At 67.5% G+C, this 17,052-nt stretch carries 17 protein-coding genes; 12 read left to right on the top strand and 5 right to left on the bottom strand.

Features of this window, described 5'->3' with window-relative positions; all coding sequences use genetic code 11:
• From ACW177_RS12465 to ACW177_RS12430, 8 genes are all read left to right on the top strand, one after another.
• Positions 1-1,257, top strand: coding sequence for a GDSL-type esterase/lipase family protein (locus ACW177_RS12465; protein ID WP_492026010.1), 1,257 nt, complete (start codon positions 1-3; stop codon positions 1,255-1,257).
• Complete coding sequence (locus tag ACW177_RS12460) at positions 1,257-2,660, top strand: MBOAT family O-acyltransferase (protein ID WP_492026009.1); 1,404 nt, start codon at positions 1,257-1,259, stop codon at positions 2,658-2,660. The genes ACW177_RS12465 and ACW177_RS12460 overlap by 1 nt, the downstream gene beginning before the upstream one ends.
• Positions 2,661-2,675: 15 nt before the next feature.
• Positions 2,676-3,134: a hypothetical protein gene (locus ACW177_RS12455; protein ID WP_492026008.1), complete on the top strand. Its 459-nt coding sequence runs from the start codon at positions 2,676-2,678 to the stop codon at positions 3,132-3,134.
• A 96-nt stretch (positions 3,135-3,230) separates the two neighbouring features.
• On the top strand, positions 3,231-4,475 hold the full coding sequence (locus tag ACW177_RS12450; RefSeq protein WP_492026007.1) for an oligosaccharide flippase family protein: 1,245 nt from the start codon (positions 3,231-3,233) through the stop codon (positions 4,473-4,475).
• The gene (gene glf / locus ACW177_RS12445) at positions 4,459-5,607 is read left to right on the top strand and encodes a UDP-galactopyranose mutase (protein ID WP_492026006.1); all 1,149 of its coding nucleotides are present in this window, start codon (positions 4,459-4,461) and stop codon (positions 5,605-5,607) included. Before ACW177_RS12450 ends, glf begins: the two co-directional genes overlap by 17 nt.
• Positions 5,604-6,521 (top strand): glycosyltransferase family 2 protein, encoded by a 918-nt coding sequence (locus tag ACW177_RS12440; protein ID WP_492026005.1) that lies wholly within the window; start codon positions 5,604-5,606, stop codon positions 6,519-6,521. The genes glf and ACW177_RS12440 overlap by 4 nt, the downstream gene beginning before the upstream one ends.
• Positions 6,509-7,750, top strand: coding sequence for an O-antigen ligase family protein (locus ACW177_RS12435; protein WP_492026004.1), 1,242 nt, complete (start codon positions 6,509-6,511; stop codon positions 7,748-7,750). The genes ACW177_RS12440 and ACW177_RS12435 overlap by 13 nt, the downstream gene beginning before the upstream one ends.
• Positions 7,747-8,967, top strand: a complete 1,221-nt coding sequence (locus ACW177_RS12430; protein ID WP_492026003.1) for a glycosyltransferase family 4 protein — start codon at positions 7,747-7,749, stop codon at positions 8,965-8,967. Before ACW177_RS12435 ends, ACW177_RS12430 begins: the two co-directional genes overlap by 4 nt.
• Here the strand turns inward: ACW177_RS12430 and ACW177_RS12425 are convergent.
• The 3 genes from ACW177_RS12425 to ACW177_RS12415 are packed head-to-tail and all read right to left on the bottom strand — an operon-like array spanning position 8,892 to position 11,613.
• Entirely contained in the window at positions 8,892-9,980 is a 1,089-nt protein-coding gene (locus ACW177_RS12425) for a glycosyltransferase family 4 protein (RefSeq protein WP_492026002.1), read from the bottom strand. The two genes, ACW177_RS12430 and ACW177_RS12425, sit on opposite strands and share 76 nt — an antisense overlap.
• On the bottom strand, positions 9,973-11,115 hold the full coding sequence (locus tag ACW177_RS12420) for a glycosyltransferase family 4 protein (RefSeq protein ID WP_492026001.1): 1,143 nt from the start codon (positions 11,113-11,115) through the stop codon (positions 9,973-9,975). Before ACW177_RS12420 ends, ACW177_RS12425 begins: the two co-directional genes overlap by 8 nt.
• Positions 11,116-11,151: 36 nt before the next feature.
• Complete coding sequence (locus ACW177_RS12415; RefSeq protein ID WP_395943283.1) at positions 11,152-11,613, bottom strand: peptidylprolyl isomerase; 462 nt, start codon at positions 11,611-11,613, stop codon at positions 11,152-11,154.
• Between the two features lie 73 nt (positions 11,614-11,686).
• On the opposite strand from ACW177_RS12415, the gene ACW177_RS12410 reads away from it, so the two are divergent.
• Together ACW177_RS12410 and ACW177_RS12405 are read left to right on the top strand one after the other, a co-directional pair.
• Positions 11,687-12,397 (top strand): RlmE family RNA methyltransferase, encoded by a 711-nt coding sequence (locus tag ACW177_RS12410; RefSeq protein ID WP_492026000.1) that lies wholly within the window; start codon positions 11,687-11,689, stop codon positions 12,395-12,397.
• A 141-nt stretch (positions 12,398-12,538) separates the two neighbouring features.
• Entirely contained in the window at positions 12,539-12,838 is a 300-nt protein-coding gene (locus tag ACW177_RS12405) for a DUF1153 domain-containing protein (protein WP_492025999.1), read from the top strand.
• Positions 12,839-13,279: 441 nt separating this feature from the next.
• Here ACW177_RS12405 and ACW177_RS12400 read toward each other — a convergent pair whose 3' ends face one another.
• Positions 13,280-13,819, bottom strand: a complete 540-nt coding sequence (locus ACW177_RS12400) for a hypothetical protein (RefSeq protein WP_492025998.1) — start codon at positions 13,817-13,819, stop codon at positions 13,280-13,282.
• A 571-nt stretch (positions 13,820-14,390) separates the two neighbouring features.
• A complete protein-coding gene (locus tag ACW177_RS12395; protein ID WP_492025997.1) occupies positions 14,391-14,933 on the bottom strand; it encodes a DUF2061 domain-containing protein in 543 nt (180 codons plus the stop codon).
• Between the two features lie 127 nt (positions 14,934-15,060).
• Here ACW177_RS12395 and guaB point away from each other — a divergent pair, with 127 nt between their 5' ends.
• The gene (gene guaB / locus ACW177_RS12390; RefSeq protein ID WP_492025996.1) at positions 15,061-16,518 is read left to right on the top strand and encodes an IMP dehydrogenase; all 1,458 of its coding nucleotides are present in this window, start codon (positions 15,061-15,063) and stop codon (positions 16,516-16,518) included.
• A 136-nt stretch (positions 16,519-16,654) separates the two neighbouring features.
• Entirely contained in the window at positions 16,655-17,047 is a 393-nt protein-coding gene (locus tag ACW177_RS12385) for an MAPEG family protein (protein WP_492025995.1), read from the top strand.
• Positions 17,048-17,052 lie beyond the last annotated feature (5 nt).

The raw sequence follows: 17,052 nt of genomic DNA, 5'->3' as shown, positions 1-17,052 counted from the left end.
ATGAGCCTGGGGGCCGTGGGGGCGGCGATGCTGATGCTGGGGATGCAGAGCGGGACCGAGGTCCCCTATGCGCCCATGCCCGCGCCGGCGCCGGGGGCGTCGGTCTGTCCCGATGGGATCTGCGGCGTCGAGGCGCTGGAGGGGGTGTTCGAGGCCTTGCAGGCGGCGGAGGTCGGCCAGGGCGAGCGGCCGGTCCATATTCTTCAGATCGGCGACAGCCATACGGCCGGGGATCGGATCACGGGCGCTCTGCGCGCGCGGTTGCAGGCCCGGTTCGGGGCGGGTGGGCGCGGGGTCTTGCCGCCAGGGGTTCCCTATGCCGGCTATGGGCCGATGCAGGTCGAGGTGACGGCTAGTGATTGGCCCATATCGGTCGCGCCCCTGACCGGGCCGGACGGGGCGGCGACCCTGAGGGCGGGGTTGAGCGGGGCGCGGTCGGAGGCGGGCGAGGGGGCGGTGCTGAGCCTGACCGCCGAGCCGGGCGCGGCCTTCGATATCGTGGGGCTGTGCGGCGACAGCGGGCCGCAGGCGGGACGGATCACGGTGACGACGCCGGAAGAGACGGTCGAGGCGGACTTCCGCGCGACCGAGGCGGGGCCCCTGTGCCGGAGCCTGCGGCTGGGCGCTGCGACGACTTCCGTCAGGCTGAGCCCGACGGGGGCCGTGACCCTGCACGATGTCTGGATCGAGCGGAGCGGGCCGGGCGTGGTCGTGTCCAGCCTGGGCGTGGTCGGGGCGAAGTTGCGGGATCTGGCGGCGCGGGATCAGACCGTGGTCGCGGCGGAGCTGGAGGCGTGGCGGCCGTCGCTGATCATTCTGGCCTTTGGCGTCAATGATGGATTTGAAGGGGTGGAGGCCGAGGCCTACGCCGGCCTGCTGCGGTGGCAGATCGAGCGGCTGCGGCGGCTGGCGCCGGGGGCGTCGCTGCTGATCCTGGCGGCGCCGGAGGGGCTGAAGTCCGGCTTGGCGGGCGGTTGTGGGGCGGACGGATCGCGGGCGGCCCCGGCGTCTCTTGCGGTGGTCCGGGATGTGCAGCGTCGGGTCGCGGGCGAGACGGGCGTCGCCTTCTGGGACTGGTACGGACGAATGGGGGGCGACTGTTCGGCGGAGCGGCTGGCGACTAGCCCTGAGCCCTATATGCGGCCCGACCGGGTGCATTTCACCTCGATCGGGGCGGAGTGGATCGGCGGGGTGCTGAGCGACGATCTGACGGGGGCCTATGATCGCTGGACGGCGGCGCAGGGGGAGGCGGACTGATGCTGTTTCCGACCCTGGCCTTCGCGGTCTTTTTCCTGTGCGTCTATCTGGTCAGCTGGAGCCTGGATCGGGAGAACGGGCGGCGCAAACTGTTCCTGCTGTTGGCCAGCTGGTTTTTCTACGCCCAGTGGGATTGGCGGTTCGTGGGGCTGCTGATCGCGTCGGCCGTGCTGAACTGGGGCGTGGCGGCGCTGATCGTGCGCAGCGACCGGGCGGGGCGGCGGAAGTTGTGGGTCGGCCTGGGTGTTGCCGCCAATCTGACCATCCTGGGCTTCTTCAAGTATTACGGCTTCTTCGTCGAACAGGCCGTTGATCTGCTGGCGCAATTGGGTTGGGAGCGTGATCTGCCGCTGTTGCAGGTGGTGCTGCCGGTGGGGATCAGCTTCTTCACCTTCCAGGGCGTCAGCTATGTGGTCGACGTCTATCGCGGCAAGACGGCGCCGGCCGAGAGCCTGCTGGATGTCATGCTGCTGATGAGCTTCTTCCCCCATCTGGTGGCGGGTCCCATCGTGCGGGCGTCGGACCTGTTGCCCCAGTTCGCGCGGGTGCCGCGGCTGACGCGCGAGATGGCGACCCACGGGCTGCTGCTGATCGTCTGGGGCCTTTTCAAGAAGACGGTGATCGCGTCCGAGTTGGCGACGCGGCTGGTCGATCCGGTCTTCTTCGACCCGTCGGCCTATGGGGCGATCGACATAGCGGCGGCGGTGTACGGCTATGCGGTTCAGATCTATTGCGACTTCTCGGCCTATTCGGACATGGCCATCGGGATCGCGGCCCTGCTGGGCTATTCCTTCCCGCGCAATTTCGACCAGCCGTATCGGGCGGCCTCGATGCAGGCCTTCTGGCGGCGGTGGCACATCAGCCTGTCCAGCTGGCTGCGCGACTATCTGTATGTGCCGCTGGGCGGGGGGCGGAAGGGGCTGTGGTCGTCGTGCCTCAATGTGATGATCACCATGCTGCTGGGCGGGCTGTGGCACGGGGCGGCCTGGACCTTTGTCGCCTGGGGCGCGCTGCACGGCGGAGCGCAGGTGGTCGAGCGTCTAGGGCGGGCGGTGTTCAAGGACCGCAAGGTCATCCCGACCTGGTTGGGGGTTCTGATCACCTTCCACGTCGTCTGTCTGGGCTGGATCCTGTTCCGGGCCGAGACCTTTGACCTGGCGATGCAGATGCTGGTCGGGCTGGGGCGGTTCGAGACGTTCAGCCTGGTGACGCCCTTCGTGCTGGTGTTGATCGTCGGCGGGCTGGCGATGCACGGGCTGCCGCCACGCGCGGTGGAAGGGCTGGCCGAGCGGCTGAAGACGGCGCCGTCGCCGACCCTGGGGGTGCTGATCGGGGTGGCGATATTGCTGGTCGAGGCGATGCGGCCCGAGGGCGTGGCGCCCTTCATCTATTTCCAGTTCTGAGGCGTTGATCCGACGATGAGCGATCCCAAGGACCCGGTCGATCCCTTCCCGACACAGGCGCAGCCGCCGGTGTCGCCGTTTCCGCCGCTGGACCCGCCCAGCGACTGGATCGATACGGCCGACGCTCACGATCTGCCGACGCGGGAGAACGCCCTGGTGGCGCTAGGCCGGTTCGCCTTTCCCCCTGCGCCGGCTCTGGATGAGGAGGGCGAGGCGTCGCGGGCCCGACGCTGGACCAGCCAGACCCTGTTCGTCGTCTGCGCCTTCCTGATGATCTTCAACGCCGGGTCGGTGCAGAACTGGGCGCGTCAGCAGCCGCCGGGCTGGAGGCAGTCAACAGTTGATCGACTGGCGACCGTCTGGGTGGACCAGCTGGATCTGCTGGGCGCGAACCTGCCGGTGGACGGGATGCGCCAGGCTTGGCGCGAGCTTCAGGCGGTGCGGTTCGACGGGCGCGGGGACGAGCCGGCCTAAACCACGACGCCTTGCCGTTCTGATATCGACGTGTATTAACTTCTCGCACAGGTTGCTGTCGCAGGGGCGATAATGGACGGGGGCGGGCGGCCATTGTTGTCGGCCAGGGGCGTGATCGACGCCGGGCTGGTCTATGGCGCCCACGGCCTGCGGTTCCTGGCGCCGCTGTTGCTCTATCCGGTGCTGACACGTCGGTTCGGGGTCGAGGGGTTCGGCCTCTATGTGGCGGCCGTGTCGCTGGCGGCGATGACGGCTGTGGTCGTCGACTATGGCGCGTCGCTGTCCGGACCGCGCGACATTGCTGCGGCGCGACAGGCGGCGGGGGCGATCATCGGACGGACGCTGGCGTTGCGGGCGGTGCTGGTTCTGTCCGCCGCCGTGCTGGGGCTTTGGCTGGGGTGGATCAATCCGGTGCTGGACGGCGCCTGGGCGGTGGTCGGGGCGGGGATCGCCCTAGGCGTCGGGCAGGGGGCGAGCCTGGTCTGGGTGTTTCAGGGGCTGCGCGAGCCTGGGCCGGCGGCCTTGGCCGAGGTCGGGGGGACGCTGGCCGCGGCAGCGGTGGTGATGCTGTCGCCGGGACTGGGCGTGGCCGGAGCCCTGGCCGTGCAGGCGGCGGGGCTGTGGCTGGGCGTCGGGGTCGGAGTGGGGCTGATGTTGCGGCGGGTCCGGCTGGAATGGCCGGGGCGGGGCTTTGTCCGGCAGGGACTGATCAAGGGCGGCGCGCTGTTCGCCAGTCGGGCGGCGGTCGTGGCCTACACGGGGGCGGGAGGCTTTGTCGTGGCGGCCCTGGCGGGGCCGGGGCAGGCGGCGATCTATGCCGTGGCGGATAAGGTCGTGGCGGCGGCCGGGTCGCTGATGCGGCCGCTGGCGGGACTGGTGGGGCCGAGGATTGCGGGCCTGCTGGCCGAGGATGCGCCGACCGCCTTTCGCACCGCACGGTGGAGCCTGATCGTGACGCCGGGGGTGTTTCTGGGCGTGGCGGCGGCGCTGTGGCTGGCGGCGCCGGTGGTCGTACGGTTGCTGGTCGGGGAGGGGTTCGAGGACGCGGTCGGGGTGTTGAGGGCGCTTGCCTTCGTCCTGCCGCTGGTGGCGGCCAGCCAGGTGCTGGGGCTGCAACTCATGACGGCGCTGCGGATGGACGGGCGGTTCGCCCTGATGGTGAGCGTCGGCTGTGTCGCCACCCTGGGGCCAGCGGCGGTGCTGGCGCCGGCAGGGGGTGCTCTGGGCATGGCCTGGGCGCGGCTGATCGGGGAGGCGGTGGTGGTGCTGACCTGTCTGGCCTGCCTGCGGCCTCACTGGCGTTTCCTGTTCATAAGGGGGCGTCATGTCCCGGCGGTATGACTGGCTGATCGTCGGGGCGGGCTTCACCGGCGCGACGGTGGCCGAGCGGCTGGCGCGGGGGCTGGATCAGACGGTGCTGGTCATCGACCGGCGCGACCATGTCGGCGGCAACGCCCATGACCGGCGCGACGAGGATGGGCGGCTGATCCACCCCTACGGCCCGCACATCTTCCACACCAACAGCCGGCGCATCTTCGACCACCTGGGCCAGTTCACTGAGTGGCTGCCGTATTTCCATCGGGTGCGGGGGCATGTGGACGGCCAACTCGTGCCGATCCCGTTCAACCTGGATTCGATGCGGATGCTGTTTCCGGCGGGAATGGCGGAACGGCTGTCGGAACGGTTGATCGCCGCCTTCGGCTTCGGGGCGCGGCCGACCATCGCGGATCTGAGGCGGGCGGGGGAGGATGCCGAACTGCGGTTCCTGGGCGACTATGTCTTGGACAAGGTCTTCGCCCACTACAGCCGCAAACAGTGGGGCATGGAACCCGAGGGGCTGGACCCGTCCGTCACGGCGCGGGTGCCGGTGGCGGTCAGCCGCGACGACCGGTATTTCACCGACCGCTATCAGGCCATGCCGCGCGACGGATATGCGGCCCTGTTCCAGCGGATGCTGGATCACCCGAACATTCATGTCTCGCTGAACACCGACCTGTCGCAGGTCGATCCGCGGCGGTTCGAGCGGATGGTCTATTGCGGGGCGCTGGACGACTATTTCGGCCGGGTGGCCGGGGCGCTGCCGTATCGGAGCCTGAGGTTCGAACACCAGGTCGTGGGGGCGGAGGACGGTCTGCCGGTCGGGACGGTCAACTATCCGAACGAGTTCGATTTCACCCGCGTCACCGATTTTCGCCATCTGACCGGCGAGCGGGGCGAGACGACCTGTCTGCTGACCGAATATCCGATCCCGCATGAGCCGGGCTTGACCGAGCCCTTCTATCCGATCCCGACCGAGGCCTCGCAGGCGCTGGCGGACCTGTACCGGGCCATGGCGCGGACGCTGGAGGGGCGGGTCTGGTTCGCCGGGCGACTGGCCGACTATCGCTACTACAATATGGATCAGGCGGTGGGTCGGGGGCTGAGCCTAGTCGAGAAAGCCTTGGCGCCGGCGATCCTGAAGGCGGCGGCGTGAGCGCGGCTTCGAGGGTCTGGGCCGTGGTCGTGACCTGGAACCGGCGGGATCTGCTGGAGCGGTGCCTGAACCATCTGGCCGCCCAGACACGGCCCTGCGACCGGATTCTGGTGGTGGACAACGCCAGCGACGACGGCACGGCGGAGTGGCTGGACCTGGCGTGGACGGGTCGGATCGATCGGTTGAGGCTGTCGGTCAATACGGGCGGGGCGGGCGGCTTCAACGCCGGCATCCGGGCGGCGATGGAGGTCGGGGCGGGGCGGCTGTGGCTGATGGACGATGACGTCCTGCCGGCGCCAGACGCGTTGGAGCGGCTGTTGCAGGCCGAGGCCGAACTGGCGGCGGAGGGGGTGGAGCCGGCCTTCCTGTGTTCAACCGTGCGGACGCCCGAGGGCCTACTGACCAATACGGCCGAGATCGATCTGCGGACCAACGCCCTGGGCTATGCCGCCTGGGGCGAACGGCTGGAGCGGGGGATTGCGCCCGTACGACAGGCGACCTTTGTGTCCCTGTTGGTCGCACGGTCGGCGGTGCAGAGATACGGCCTGCCGCTGGCGCCCATGTTCATCTGGGGCGACGACACCGAATATACGCTGCGGCTGTCGGCGGAGCGGCCGGGGTTTCTGGTCGGGGCCAGTCGGGTCGAACATGTCCGGGCCGCGCCGGGCGGGCTGAGCCTGGAGACCGAGACCGACCCGCGACGCGAGCGGCTGCACCGGCTGCTGACGCGCAACGTCATCCTGGCCAAGCGCCGCCATGAGGGGGCGGGGTCGGCCCTGCGCTATGCGGCGTCGCGGGGGCGGATCGCGCTGAGGCTGGCGGCGAAGGGACAGTGGCGCAAGGCGGGGGTGCTGATCGCCGGGGTTCTGGACGGGGTCCGGTTCGATCCGGAGGTCGAATATTGCGCCTCCTGATCCCGCGCGCGGCGCCGTGGCGGGGCGTTCGGCTGTGGGAGGTCAGGACGGCCTATGAGGCCTGGGTGCTGGTGCTGCTGGGCGTGGGGGTGACCCTGCCGGTGTTTCTGATCCCCGGTTGGGTCAGCGCGCCGCGCCTGGGCGATCTGGCCCTGGCGACGGCCCTGCCGCTGACGGCGCTGCAATGGGGGCGGATGGGGGCGGCGGCGCGGGCGGCGGGGCCGGTCGCGGCCTTGGTGCTGCTGGCGACGATGCTGGTTCAGGCAGCCGGCATTGGGCAGACGTTGAATGTGTCGGACGTCGCCTTCTGGTTCCGCTGGCTGGCGGGTGTTCTGGTCGCGCCGGCGGTGGCGGCCATGATCGTTAAGGACGCAGGGCGGCGTCGGCTGTTTTTCGCCGCCGTTCTGGCGGGAGCGGTCTGTCATCTGGCGACCTATGGGCTGTTGGCTCTGGTCGGGCGAGACGGGCTTCAGGCCGTGGGGCTGGCCTCGCCGCGCGCGGCCTATACGTCGGTCGTGGCCCAGGTGCGGATCACGACCGTGGCCGAGCATCCGAACGCCGCCATGGGGATGATCGGGTTAGCCGTCCCCGCGGCCTTCGAAGTGCTGAGCCGGCGGTGGTCGCGGCGGACGGTGGCGCTGTCGGCGGCGGGCGTGGCGGCAGTGGGGTTCCTGTGCACCCTGTCGCGGGGCGGGCTGATCGCGGCGGCGGCGGCCTGGCTGGCGCGGGTGGCGGTCGGACGCCGGTGGCGAGAGCCGGGCAGTCCGCTGGGTCTGTTGCTGGCCGTCTGTCTGCTGGCCGGTGGTCTGGTGGCGATCCAGGTGTCGCGGGTCGAGGTGGATCTAAGCCGGTTCGCGGCCCGGCTGGACAGGGAGCAGATGGGCGAGAACCTGCGCGGGCGGATTGAGACCTGGACCCGCACCCTGGATTTCGTGGCGGAGCGGCCGCTGGGCGTCGGCTGGTCCACGGCCGACGAACTGGGGACGTTTCGGGCGCTGACCGTCAGCCACAACGGCTATCTGTTCATGGGGCGGACGGTGGGGGTTTTGGTCGCGGTCGTGGCCTTGGGGCTGCACCTGTGGTCGGCGGCGCGGCTGGACGCCTTTACGCCCCTGTCGGTCTATCTGCTGACGATGATGTTCAGCGAGGACCTGGCCCAGGGGGCGGGGTTCGTTTTTCTGATCTGTCTGGTCGCAGCCCTGGCCTGGCGCCGGCCGGTCGCGCCGTGAGGGTGCTGCTGGTCAACAGCCTGTATCCGCCGCTGGACGTGGGCGGGGCGGAGCGCAGCGTCGAGCAACTGGCGCGCGGGCTGTCGGCGGCGGGCGTGACGGTGTCGGTGGCGACCTTGGTCGAGAAGGACGGGGGCGTCGAGCTTCGTGAAGGGGGGCGGGTCCATCGTCTGCCGTTGCGGCATCTGTATTGGCCCTATGGCGGGCGGCGACGGGCGGGCGCGCTGCGCGCCCTGTGGCATGGGCTGGAAGCGGTCAGTCCTCTGATGGACCGGGCGGTGGCGCGGGTGGTGCAGGAGGAACAGCCGGACCTGATCCACACCCATGTGACGACCGGGTTCGCAGGGTCGGTTCATCGTGCGGCCCGGCGGGCGGGACTGCCGCTGGTGCAGAGCTTGAGGGACTATTCGACGCTGTGCAGCCGGGCGGCCCTGTTTCGACGGGGGCGTGTGTGCGAGCGGCGGTGCGGGGATTGCGTGCTGTTGAGCGAGCCGAGGCGGCGGGCGACGGCGAGGGTGGATCATGTCGTGGGGATCAGCCGGGCGGTGCTGGAGCGGCATCGGGCGGCGGGCTGTTTTCGAGGCACGCCTGCGACGGTCATCGGCAATGCGGCCGGATCGGTCAGGCGCGGCCTTGAGGTGGTTCGCGACGGCCCGCCGGTGTTCGGCTTTATCGGACGGATCGAGCCGGAGAAGGGGATCGAGGTCTTGCTGAAGGCCGCGACGGAACTGGGCGGCGACTGGCGGATGAGGATCGCGGGGCGGGGGGAGGCGGCCTATGTCGCGCGGCTGCGGCGGGCCTTTCCCGATCCTCGCATCGACTGGCTCGGGCAAGGGGAGGCGGAGGTGTTTTACGGCGGCGTTGATGTCGTCGTGGCGCCGGCGATTTGGGCCGAGCCGTTCGGGCGGACGGTGGTCGAGGCCTTGGCGCGGGGGCGGGGCGTGATCGCCTCACGTATCGGCGGCCTGCCGGAAGCGGCGGCGGCCGGGAAGCGAGTGACCCTGGTCGCGCCCGGCGATGCGGGGGCGCTGGCGGCGGCGTTGCAGGCGGTGGTCGAAGCGCCGGACGTCTGGCGAAATCCGGGGGCGCCGTTCAATCCTCTCTGGACCGAAGCATCGGTGGCCCAGGCCCATCTCGCCGTCTATCGCGAGGTGTTGGCGGGGCGGTCCTCGGCCAGCAGGGATTCGAGCCGCCGCGCCGATCCGTCCCAGGTGTAGAGGGCCAGGCGGGCACGGCCCTGTGCGAGACGCTGCGCAGGAGGGCGTGCGCGCAGCAGGGCGGCCATGCGGTCCGCCAGGGTCGCATCGTCGTGCGGATCGAAATAGTCGGGGGCGTCGCCGCAGACCTCGCGCACGGCCGGAATGTCTGAGGCGATGACGGGGCAATCCTGGGCGAAGGCCTCGAGCGGCGGGATGCCGAAGCCTTCATAAAGGCTGGGGAAGATCAGGGCGCGGGCGTCGCGCAGCAGGGCTGCGACCTCGGCGTCGGTGCGGCGGCCGGCGAAGAGGATGCGGGGATCGGAGGCGGTTGCGGACCGGTCAAAGACGGCGGGATCGTCGGCGCCGATCAGGACCAGCCGCAGGTCTGGGTCGGGCAGACGGCCCAGGGCGCGGATCATGACGGCGATGTTCTTGTTCGGCGCCAGATTGCCCAGGGCGACGAAATAGGGGCGGCCGGACAGGTTCAACGCAGCGAAGGCGTGATGGTCCGGCGCCGCGCGCGCCAGATGGTCTGCGCCGTTCGGGACGACCGTGATCTCGGATGCGGGCCTGTTCAGCACCATCGCCAACTCGTCGCGGGAAAACTGCGAGACCGTCGTCAGCCGGGCGCGGCGGGCGAGGAGACGCCCCAGGGCGCGGTGGAAGGCGGCGTAGCCCCGGCGGAAATGCTCCGGGTGGCGGAAGACGGCGGCGTCGTGGATGACGACCCGCTGGCGCGGATGAAGGATCGGGCCCGCGCCGCCCAGCGACAGCAACTGTCCATGGCGCGCGGCCCAGGCCAGGGCCGTCTGCTCCCACAGATGACCGCCCCCGCCGCCGACGGGACGAACGGGGATGGATCGCAGGTCCAGGTCCGATGCGTCGGCGCCTTGGGGCGCCAGCAGCACATAGCGGACGTCGGCGCCGGGCCTGCGGTCCAGGGCGCGAACCATCTCGCGCCCATAGCGCTGCACGCCGCTGAGAGGCTGGGTCAGGAACCGGCCGTTGATGAAGACGGTCGGCTCAGCCATGGGGCGCCCCGCGACGGGCATGGGCCAGATGGTAGACGGCGAGCGTGTCGGCAGTCATGCGCGCGGCCGAGAAGCGGTCGAGAAGAGCCGGCGGGATCGAGGGCCGCGCCTGGCGCTGGAACGCCGCGACGATGGCGTCGGCCCATTGCCGGGGTGTCGCCCACAAGGGCATGGGGGTGATGTGCGCCCCGGCGTCCGCCAGGGTCGAGACCCCGCCTACGGCCGTCGTCAGAATGGGCAATCCCGCCGCCGCCGCCTCCACCATGGCGTAGGCGAAGCCTTCGTAGCGGCTGGTCATGGCGAACAGATCGAACCCGGCCATCAGGGGGCGGGCGTCGAGGGCGCCCATCATGCGGACTGCGGGGCCTCCGATGGAGCGGGCGTCGTCGAACAGCGGGCCTTCGCCGATTATGGCGCCGATGATGCGGGGATCGCGCACGTGGGCCAGGCGGAGAGCCTGGGCGAAACGGACCGGATCCTTCTGGAAACAGAGCCGGCCGACGAAACCCACGACCCAGGCGTCGTCGGCCAGGCCCATGATCTGGCGGGCGGCGAGACGGTCTGCGGGCTCGCAAGCCGTCACACCGTTGGGGATCGTGTGCAGACGTTCGATCGGAAAGCCCCGGCGGGCGGCGTGAAGCGCTTCCTCGTCCGACACGGCGATGACAGCCTCGCTGGCCAGCCGCGCCAGTAGGGTCTCGACCAGGCCATAGGGCGTCGCGCCGACCTTCACCGGGTTCTGCGTGGCCAGGGCGTGGGGCGTGTAGATCCGGGCGGCGGCCAGGGGCGCCGCCAGTCGAGCGAGGGCGCCGGCCTTGGCGCTGTGGCCGTGGATGATGTCGAAGGGCCCCAGGCGCGCGATCAAACGGCGCAGGCCAATCAGGGCGCCGATGTCCCAGGGGCCGACGGCGCGGCGCAGGGGCAGGCGTTCGAGGTGTCGGAGGGGGAGGGCGGCGGCCTCGGCTTCGAAGCGCGGCTCGGCCCGGGTCGGCGAATAGATCAGGGAAACGGCGTGGCCGTTCTCGATCAGACCCTGGGCCAGATCGACGACATGACGCCCGGAGCCGCCGCCGGACGGCTCTATCACCAGCAGTATGCGCACCCCACGTCCCCCGCGGATCGTATCGGTATGCAACCGACACGATCTACGGAAAACGTCAAGGTTGTAGGGTTAGTTTACCGTGGCCTTGACGATCTTGCCCGGCGCGCGCGGCGGCTCGCCCTTGGGCAGGGCGTCGACGTGTTCCATGCCGGATTCGACCTGGCCCCAGACCGTGTACTGGCGGTCCAGGAAGGTGGCGTCGTCGAAGACGATGAAGAACTGCGAGTTGGCGCTGTTCGGATCCGAGGTGCGGGCCATCGAGCAGACGCCGCGCACGTGCGGCTCGGCCGAGAACTCGGCCTTCAGGTTCGGCTTCTTGGAACCCGAGGTGCCGGTGCCGGTCGGGTCGCCGCCCTGGGCCATGAAGCCGGGGATCACGCGGTGGAAGACGACGCCGTCGTAGAAGCCTTCCGAGGCCAGTTCGGTGATGCGTTCGACATGGCCGGGGGCCAGGTCCGGGCGCAGTTTGATGACCACGTCGCGGGCTTCGCCGTCGCCGGTGTCCAGGGTGAAGGTCAGGGTGTCGGCCATTTCGGTCGTCCTCTTGGGGGTTGATTTGAGGCGGGACATAGCCCGCAACGCCGGTCGGGGCTATGTGGGAACGATGAGTGAAGATGAAAAGCCGCAGGAACGTCGCCGAATGGTGAGGCCGCCCACGGGCGGAACCGCCGCCGGGCGCGGCATGGGCACTAAAATGAAGACGGCCGACACCAAGTCGATGTCGAGCCAGCAGTGGATCAAGCGCCAGCTGTCCGACAAGTGGTCCGAGAAGGCGCGGGCCGAAGGCTGGCGCTCGCGCGCCGCCTTTAAACTGATCGAGATCGACGACCGGTTTCATCTGATCAAGCGCGGCAGCAAGGTCATCGACCTGGGCGCGGCGCCGGGCGGCTGGATCCAGGTGGCGGTCAATCGCGGGGCCGGCGCGGTGGCCGGGGTCGATCTGCTGATGATCGAGCCGGTGCCTGGCGCGACCCTGTTTCAGGCGGACTTCACCCATCCGGGCGTGGACCAGCAGCTGATCGACGCCATCGGCGGGGCGCCGGATCTGGTGCTGTCTGACATGGCGCACAATACGGTCGGCCATCGCCAGACCGACCACCTGAAGATCATCGCCCTGATCGAGATCGCCGCCGACTTCGCCATCCGCACCCTGCGGCCGGGCGGGAATTTCGTGTCCAAGAACTTCCAGGGCGGCGACGCCGGCGGGGTTCTGGCGCGGCTGCGCGAAGAGTTCGAGACGGTCAAATACGTCAAGCCGGCGTCCAGCCGGAAAGACAGCGCCGAGGTGTTTCTGGTGGCGCTGAACAAGCGGTGAGGAATGCCCGCGGGCTCCGGACTTGCGCTACGAGCCTGCGAGCCGGCTCGTTGAGCGGACACCCCAGTATGGGCGCCACGGATCTCCTTTTTTGATCGAGTTCGCTTAGACTTCGTCAGCTATATGCTGAGGAATGCATAGATGAATCCGGACCGTAACCAAACATTCGCTGATCTCTGTGTTTCTCACATGAACACAGATCAACTAAAGTCGACGTTGCTGGGCTATATTAGCCCTGCAAGCAACCGGTGGACCGCTCAGCGCAAGGTGGCTGCTTTGACTCTGGTCCGTACGCGTCTGTTGGCCGAGGAAGAGCTGTGTCGCACCTATGGCGTCGGTCAAGGTGAGTTGGCGGCCTGGGGGCGCAATTTCGACGAACGGGGCATCGAAGGGTTGATGGCCACCAAGTTAAAGCCTCGGCGCCGGACGCCGCGTCGGTGAATGGGGCTGGGGGAATGGGGCAGAGCGGCGCGCGCGATATCTTCTTCCATATCCGGTTGGTTGGGCGTCAGTGGGACAGGGATCTGTTGCAGCTCGCCTTTTTAAGCGGCGGTGGGGATGTGGTCATATCCACATTCGCATGGAGTCCGGTGACGGACGTGCAGACCGAAAGAATGGTCGGCGCGTCCGTTCTGAAAGTTCTGGGCCCTGTGACCCCGTCCGTGGGTTTTATGACGCCGCTGATCCATCAGGTTTGCCTGGGCGCAAACCTGATCGCCATGGATATCGACCGACAACGTCGATTGGTCCCGTCTGGATGTCTGACTGCCGCCAGAAGCGTCACTGAACTGCCTGCGCATCTTGCCCCCCTTGTTCAAGAGGGGGGGGCGACCGGCGAGGTGCTTTCAGAGGCCATCGACCGCACGCAAGATGCGGTGACGGTCACCTTTCGGCTGCTTTACCTATGGTCCGGCGCGCGTCCGCAAGGGCGCCATATGCCGATGCTTCATGAGCGATGGGAAGGTCTTCAAGTATGCGGGCGGTGATGTCGTCTTGCACGGCATTGCCTGAATAGTAGTGCAATCCGTCGTCGCCGCGAGTGATGCTGCCTTCCGCCACGAGTTTAGCGACCTTACGGCGCACCGTCTCTCTGGGAATGTTCGTGATATCGGAGATAGAAAGCAAATTGACACCCTGCGGGCGACGTCTGAACGGTTTGTCTATAGATTGAGCATGAACCATCATTTGGTGGTAATCAGAAGTAAGGAGAAGGGCGTAAAGAATCAAATATTCTTCAAAATCGCCGCCATGTTTGGTTCTGATGTTTCGCAAAAGTTCAAATAACTTACGCCCAATATTGTATTTAAATCTATGATGAGTTAAAGACTCTTCTTTTTGTCTTGTTTTTATTTCATTTATGTCAATTGGATTTAAAATTGATTCATTTGTATCGGTATTACCAGAAAAGTGAGCGTCAAACATTGTAGCCCCTCAGCAAGCTCATTACCGAATTCGATAAAGTACAACCTATATATGTATGTTTACTTAAATGCAGTATGGTTACCGCCCAAATTGGGCGCCGTGGAGCGGCTTGTAGTTTGTATTGGCGCTGTCGATATTTGAAGGTGTGGGAAGTGCACGTTAAGATTGAGGAGTTTGCCGGGCCTCGCCTTAACGTAGCCCCTAGGCTGCGTCGGGCGGCGATTTGCGTGTCCGCTTCTGATGGCGTCACATTTCGCGAGGCGGAAGCAGCGGCCCGTGGCGCGCCGATAACCCGGTTCCGAAGCGGTATGCTCTGCCAAGCGGGGTGGCCTGACTTGCAATCGTTATCGCCGTGGGCGTGTCGCCTGTGACGACGGGGCCGTTGGCTGTTCTGCCAGGCAGGGCGCGGCTATCACTACGGCCACGGAACGCCCAAATTTAGCGGGCGGAAAGATCGTTATCTTTTGATCGCTGCTGACTTCGCCATCCGCACCGTGCGGGCAGGGCGGGAATTTCGCGTCCAAGAACTTCCAGAGCGGCGATGCAGGTGGGGCCGCGCGCCGGCCGAGGCTTAGGCCGTCGCCGGCTGCCGGCTGGTGCGGCGTTCCTCGATCCGCGACCAGATGCGGTCGTGGAAGGTGAAGAAGACCGTTTGGACCAGGGGTTCGATCACGCCGATGGCCAACGCGGTGCGGATGTCCTGGGTCAGGGCGAAGGCGACGGCTACGGCGACGGTGAAGTGCATGACGCCGTAGGTGACGGTCTTGACCGCCACCTGTTTGAACGAGCGGGGCAGGGCGTGGCTGTGGCCCTGGTGGTCATGGACGCGGGTCTGTTCGTCCGGCGACATGATGTCGAGCCGGGCGGTGAAGGCCTCGGCCGCCTCTTCGATGTTCGAGGCCATGCGGCGGCGTTCGATCCGGTGCCAGACGCGGTCGTGAATCGAATAGGCGATGGTCTGGAAGAAGGGTTCGACCATCCCGACCGCCAGGGCGATGCGCCAGTCGCGGGTGATGGCGAAGGCCACCAAAACGGCCACCACAAGGTGCATGACGCCGTAGCTGGCGATCTTCAAAGCCAGTTTGCGCGCGGTGCTGAGGATGACGCCGACCATGCTGCAAGAATGGTCATTGGCCGTCTCGGTTGCAAACCAATAAAATCTATCGGGTCGATAAGCGGCAAGACCCTTGCCGTAGCCCCCCGCACCCCGTTATACGCGGCCCGCAAAACGGAGACTCCCTATGGAGATACGCGAAGGACTGACCTTCGATGATGTTTTGCTCGAACCCGGCCCGTCCGAGTTCATGCCGGCGATGGTCGATGTCTCGACCCAGCTGACACGCGACATCAAACTGAACATCCCGCTGCTGTCGTCCGCGATGGACACGGTGACGGAAAGCCGCCTGGCCATCGCCATGGCCCAGTCCGGCGGCCTGGGCGTGCTGCACCGGAACATGACCGTCGAGGAGCAGGCCGATCAGGTCCGCGCCGTGAAGCGGTATGAAAGCGGCATGGTGGTCAACCCCGTGACCGTGGCCCCGACCACGACGCTCGGCGAAGTGCGTGAGATCGTCGCCGCCAAGAAGATCACCGGCTTCCCGGTGGTCGATCCGGCGACGGGCAAGCTGGTCGGGATGTTGACCCATCGGGATATGCGCTTCGAAAGCGACCTGAACGTCACGGCCGCCTCGCTGATGACGACGGGCGACCTGATCACGGTGCGTGAGGGCGCCGGCAAGGAAGAGGCGCGCCAACTGCTGAAGACCCGCAAGATCGAGCGGGTCATCGTGGTGGACGAAGATTATCGGGCCGTCGGCCTGATCACCATGAAGGACATCGAGAAGGCCCAGGCCTTCCCCCATGCGGCCAAGGACGACCAGGGTCGTCTGCTGGTCGGTGCGGCCTCGACCGTAGGCGACGCCGGATACGAGCGGGCCATGGCTCTGGCCGACGCCGGCGTAGATGTGGTGGTGATCGACACCGCCCACGGTCACTCGGCCTCGGTCGCCCAGGTGGTCGAGCGGATCAAACGCGAGAACAACCGGCTGCAGATCATCGCAGGCAATGTCGCCACCTATGACGCGACGCGGGCTCTGATCGACGCGGGCGCGGATGCGGTCAAGGTCGGCATCGGTCCGGGCTCCATCTGCACCACCCGCATCGTCGCGGGCGTGGGCGTGCCGCAACTGACGGCCGTGATGGACTCGGCACGGGCCGCCAAGGGTACGGGCGCTTCGGTCATCGCCGACGGCGGGATCAAATATTCGGGCGACCTGGCCAAGGCCATCGCGGCCGGCGCCAATGTGGCCATGATGGGTTCGATGTTCGCCGGCACCGACGAAAGCCCCGGCGAGGTCTTCCTCTACCAGGGCCGGTCCTACAAGTCGTACCGCGGCATGGGTTCGGTCGGCGCCATGGCGCGCGGCTCGGCCGACCGCTACTTCCAGAAGGAAGTCTCGTCCGAGAAGCTGGTGCCCGAGGGCATCGAGGGCCAGACGCCGTACAAGGGGCCGATAACCCCGGTTCTGCACCAACTGGTCGGGGGGCTGCGCGCCTCCATGGGCTATGTCGGCGCCGGCACCATCGCCGACTTCCAGGAGCGCGCCCGCTTCGTGCGCATCACCGGCGCGGGCCTGCGGGAGAGCCACGTCCACGACGTGATGATCACGCGCGAGGCGCCGAACTATCGGCAAGGATAGTGTTTTAGCCCGTCATCCTCGGGCTTGTCCCGAGGATCCATAATCCCGGTGTTCGACGGCTGGTTTCCGACCTCAGATGTCGGTGTTTATGGATCCTAGGCACAGGGCCTAGGATGACGGTTTGGAGGATAAGGCCATGACGACCGAACTGACCTATCTGGCCCTGACGCTGATCCTGGCGCTGGTGCAGGTCTTCCTGCCGGCCGGGGCGCGGACGGTCGAGTTCGGTTTGAAGTGGAACGCGGGTCCGCGCGACGAGACGCCGGCTGCGACCAAGCCGCTGACCGGTCGTCTCGAGCGGGCCCAGGCCAACCTGTATGAAACCCTGCCGCTGTTCATCGGCGCGGTGCTGATCGCCCATGTGATCGGGGCGTCCAGCGTCCTGACCGTGTGGGGTTCGGCCCTCTATTTCTGGGCGCGCGTCGTTTATGTGCCGTTCTACGCCCTTGGCGTTCCCTATATCCGGTCGCTGGTCTGGCTGGTCTCGCTTGCGGGACTGGCCATGGTCCTGGCCTCCCTATTTCTTTGATCTCT

This window comes from Brevundimonas sp. AVps23W, from assembly GCF_058681395.1.
Note: the sequence above shows the minus strand (reverse complement) of the source record. Positions and strands in the feature narration are given on the sequence as shown.

Coding starts and splice junctions, on each gene's coding strand:
- ACW177_RS12465 (WP_492026010.1), top strand. CDS start 1: ATGAGCCTGGGGGCCGTGGGGGCGGCGATGCTGATGCTGGGGATGCAG.
- ACW177_RS12460 (WP_492026009.1), top strand. CDS start 1,257: ATGCTGTTTCCGACCCTGGCCTTCGCGGTCTTTTTCCTGTGCGTCTAT.
- ACW177_RS12455 (WP_492026008.1), top strand. CDS start 2,676: ATGAGCGATCCCAAGGACCCGGTCGATCCCTTCCCGACACAGGCGCAG.
- glf (WP_492026006.1), top strand. CDS start 4,459: ATGTCCCGGCGGTATGACTGGCTGATCGTCGGGGCGGGCTTCACCGGC.
- ACW177_RS12425 (WP_492026002.1), bottom strand. CDS start 9,980: ATGGCTGAGCCGACCGTCTTCATCAACGGCCGGTTCCTGACCCAGCCT.
- ACW177_RS12415 (WP_395943283.1), bottom strand. CDS start 11,613: ATGGCCGACACCCTGACCTTCACCCTGGACACCGGCGACGGCGAAGCC.
- ACW177_RS12410 (WP_492026000.1), top strand. CDS start 11,687: ATGAGTGAAGATGAAAAGCCGCAGGAACGTCGCCGAATGGTGAGGCCG.
- ACW177_RS12405 (WP_492025999.1), top strand. CDS start 12,539: ATGAATCCGGACCGTAACCAAACATTCGCTGATCTCTGTGTTTCTCAC.
- ACW177_RS12400 (WP_492025998.1), bottom strand. CDS start 13,819: ATGTTTGACGCTCACTTTTCTGGTAATACCGATACAAATGAATCAATT.
- ACW177_RS12395 (WP_492025997.1), bottom strand. CDS start 14,933: ATGGTCGGCGTCATCCTCAGCACCGCGCGCAAACTGGCTTTGAAGATC.
- guaB (WP_492025996.1), top strand. CDS start 15,061: ATGGAGATACGCGAAGGACTGACCTTCGATGATGTTTTGCTCGAACCC.
- ACW177_RS12385 (WP_492025995.1), top strand. CDS start 16,655: ATGACGACCGAACTGACCTATCTGGCCCTGACGCTGATCCTGGCGCTG.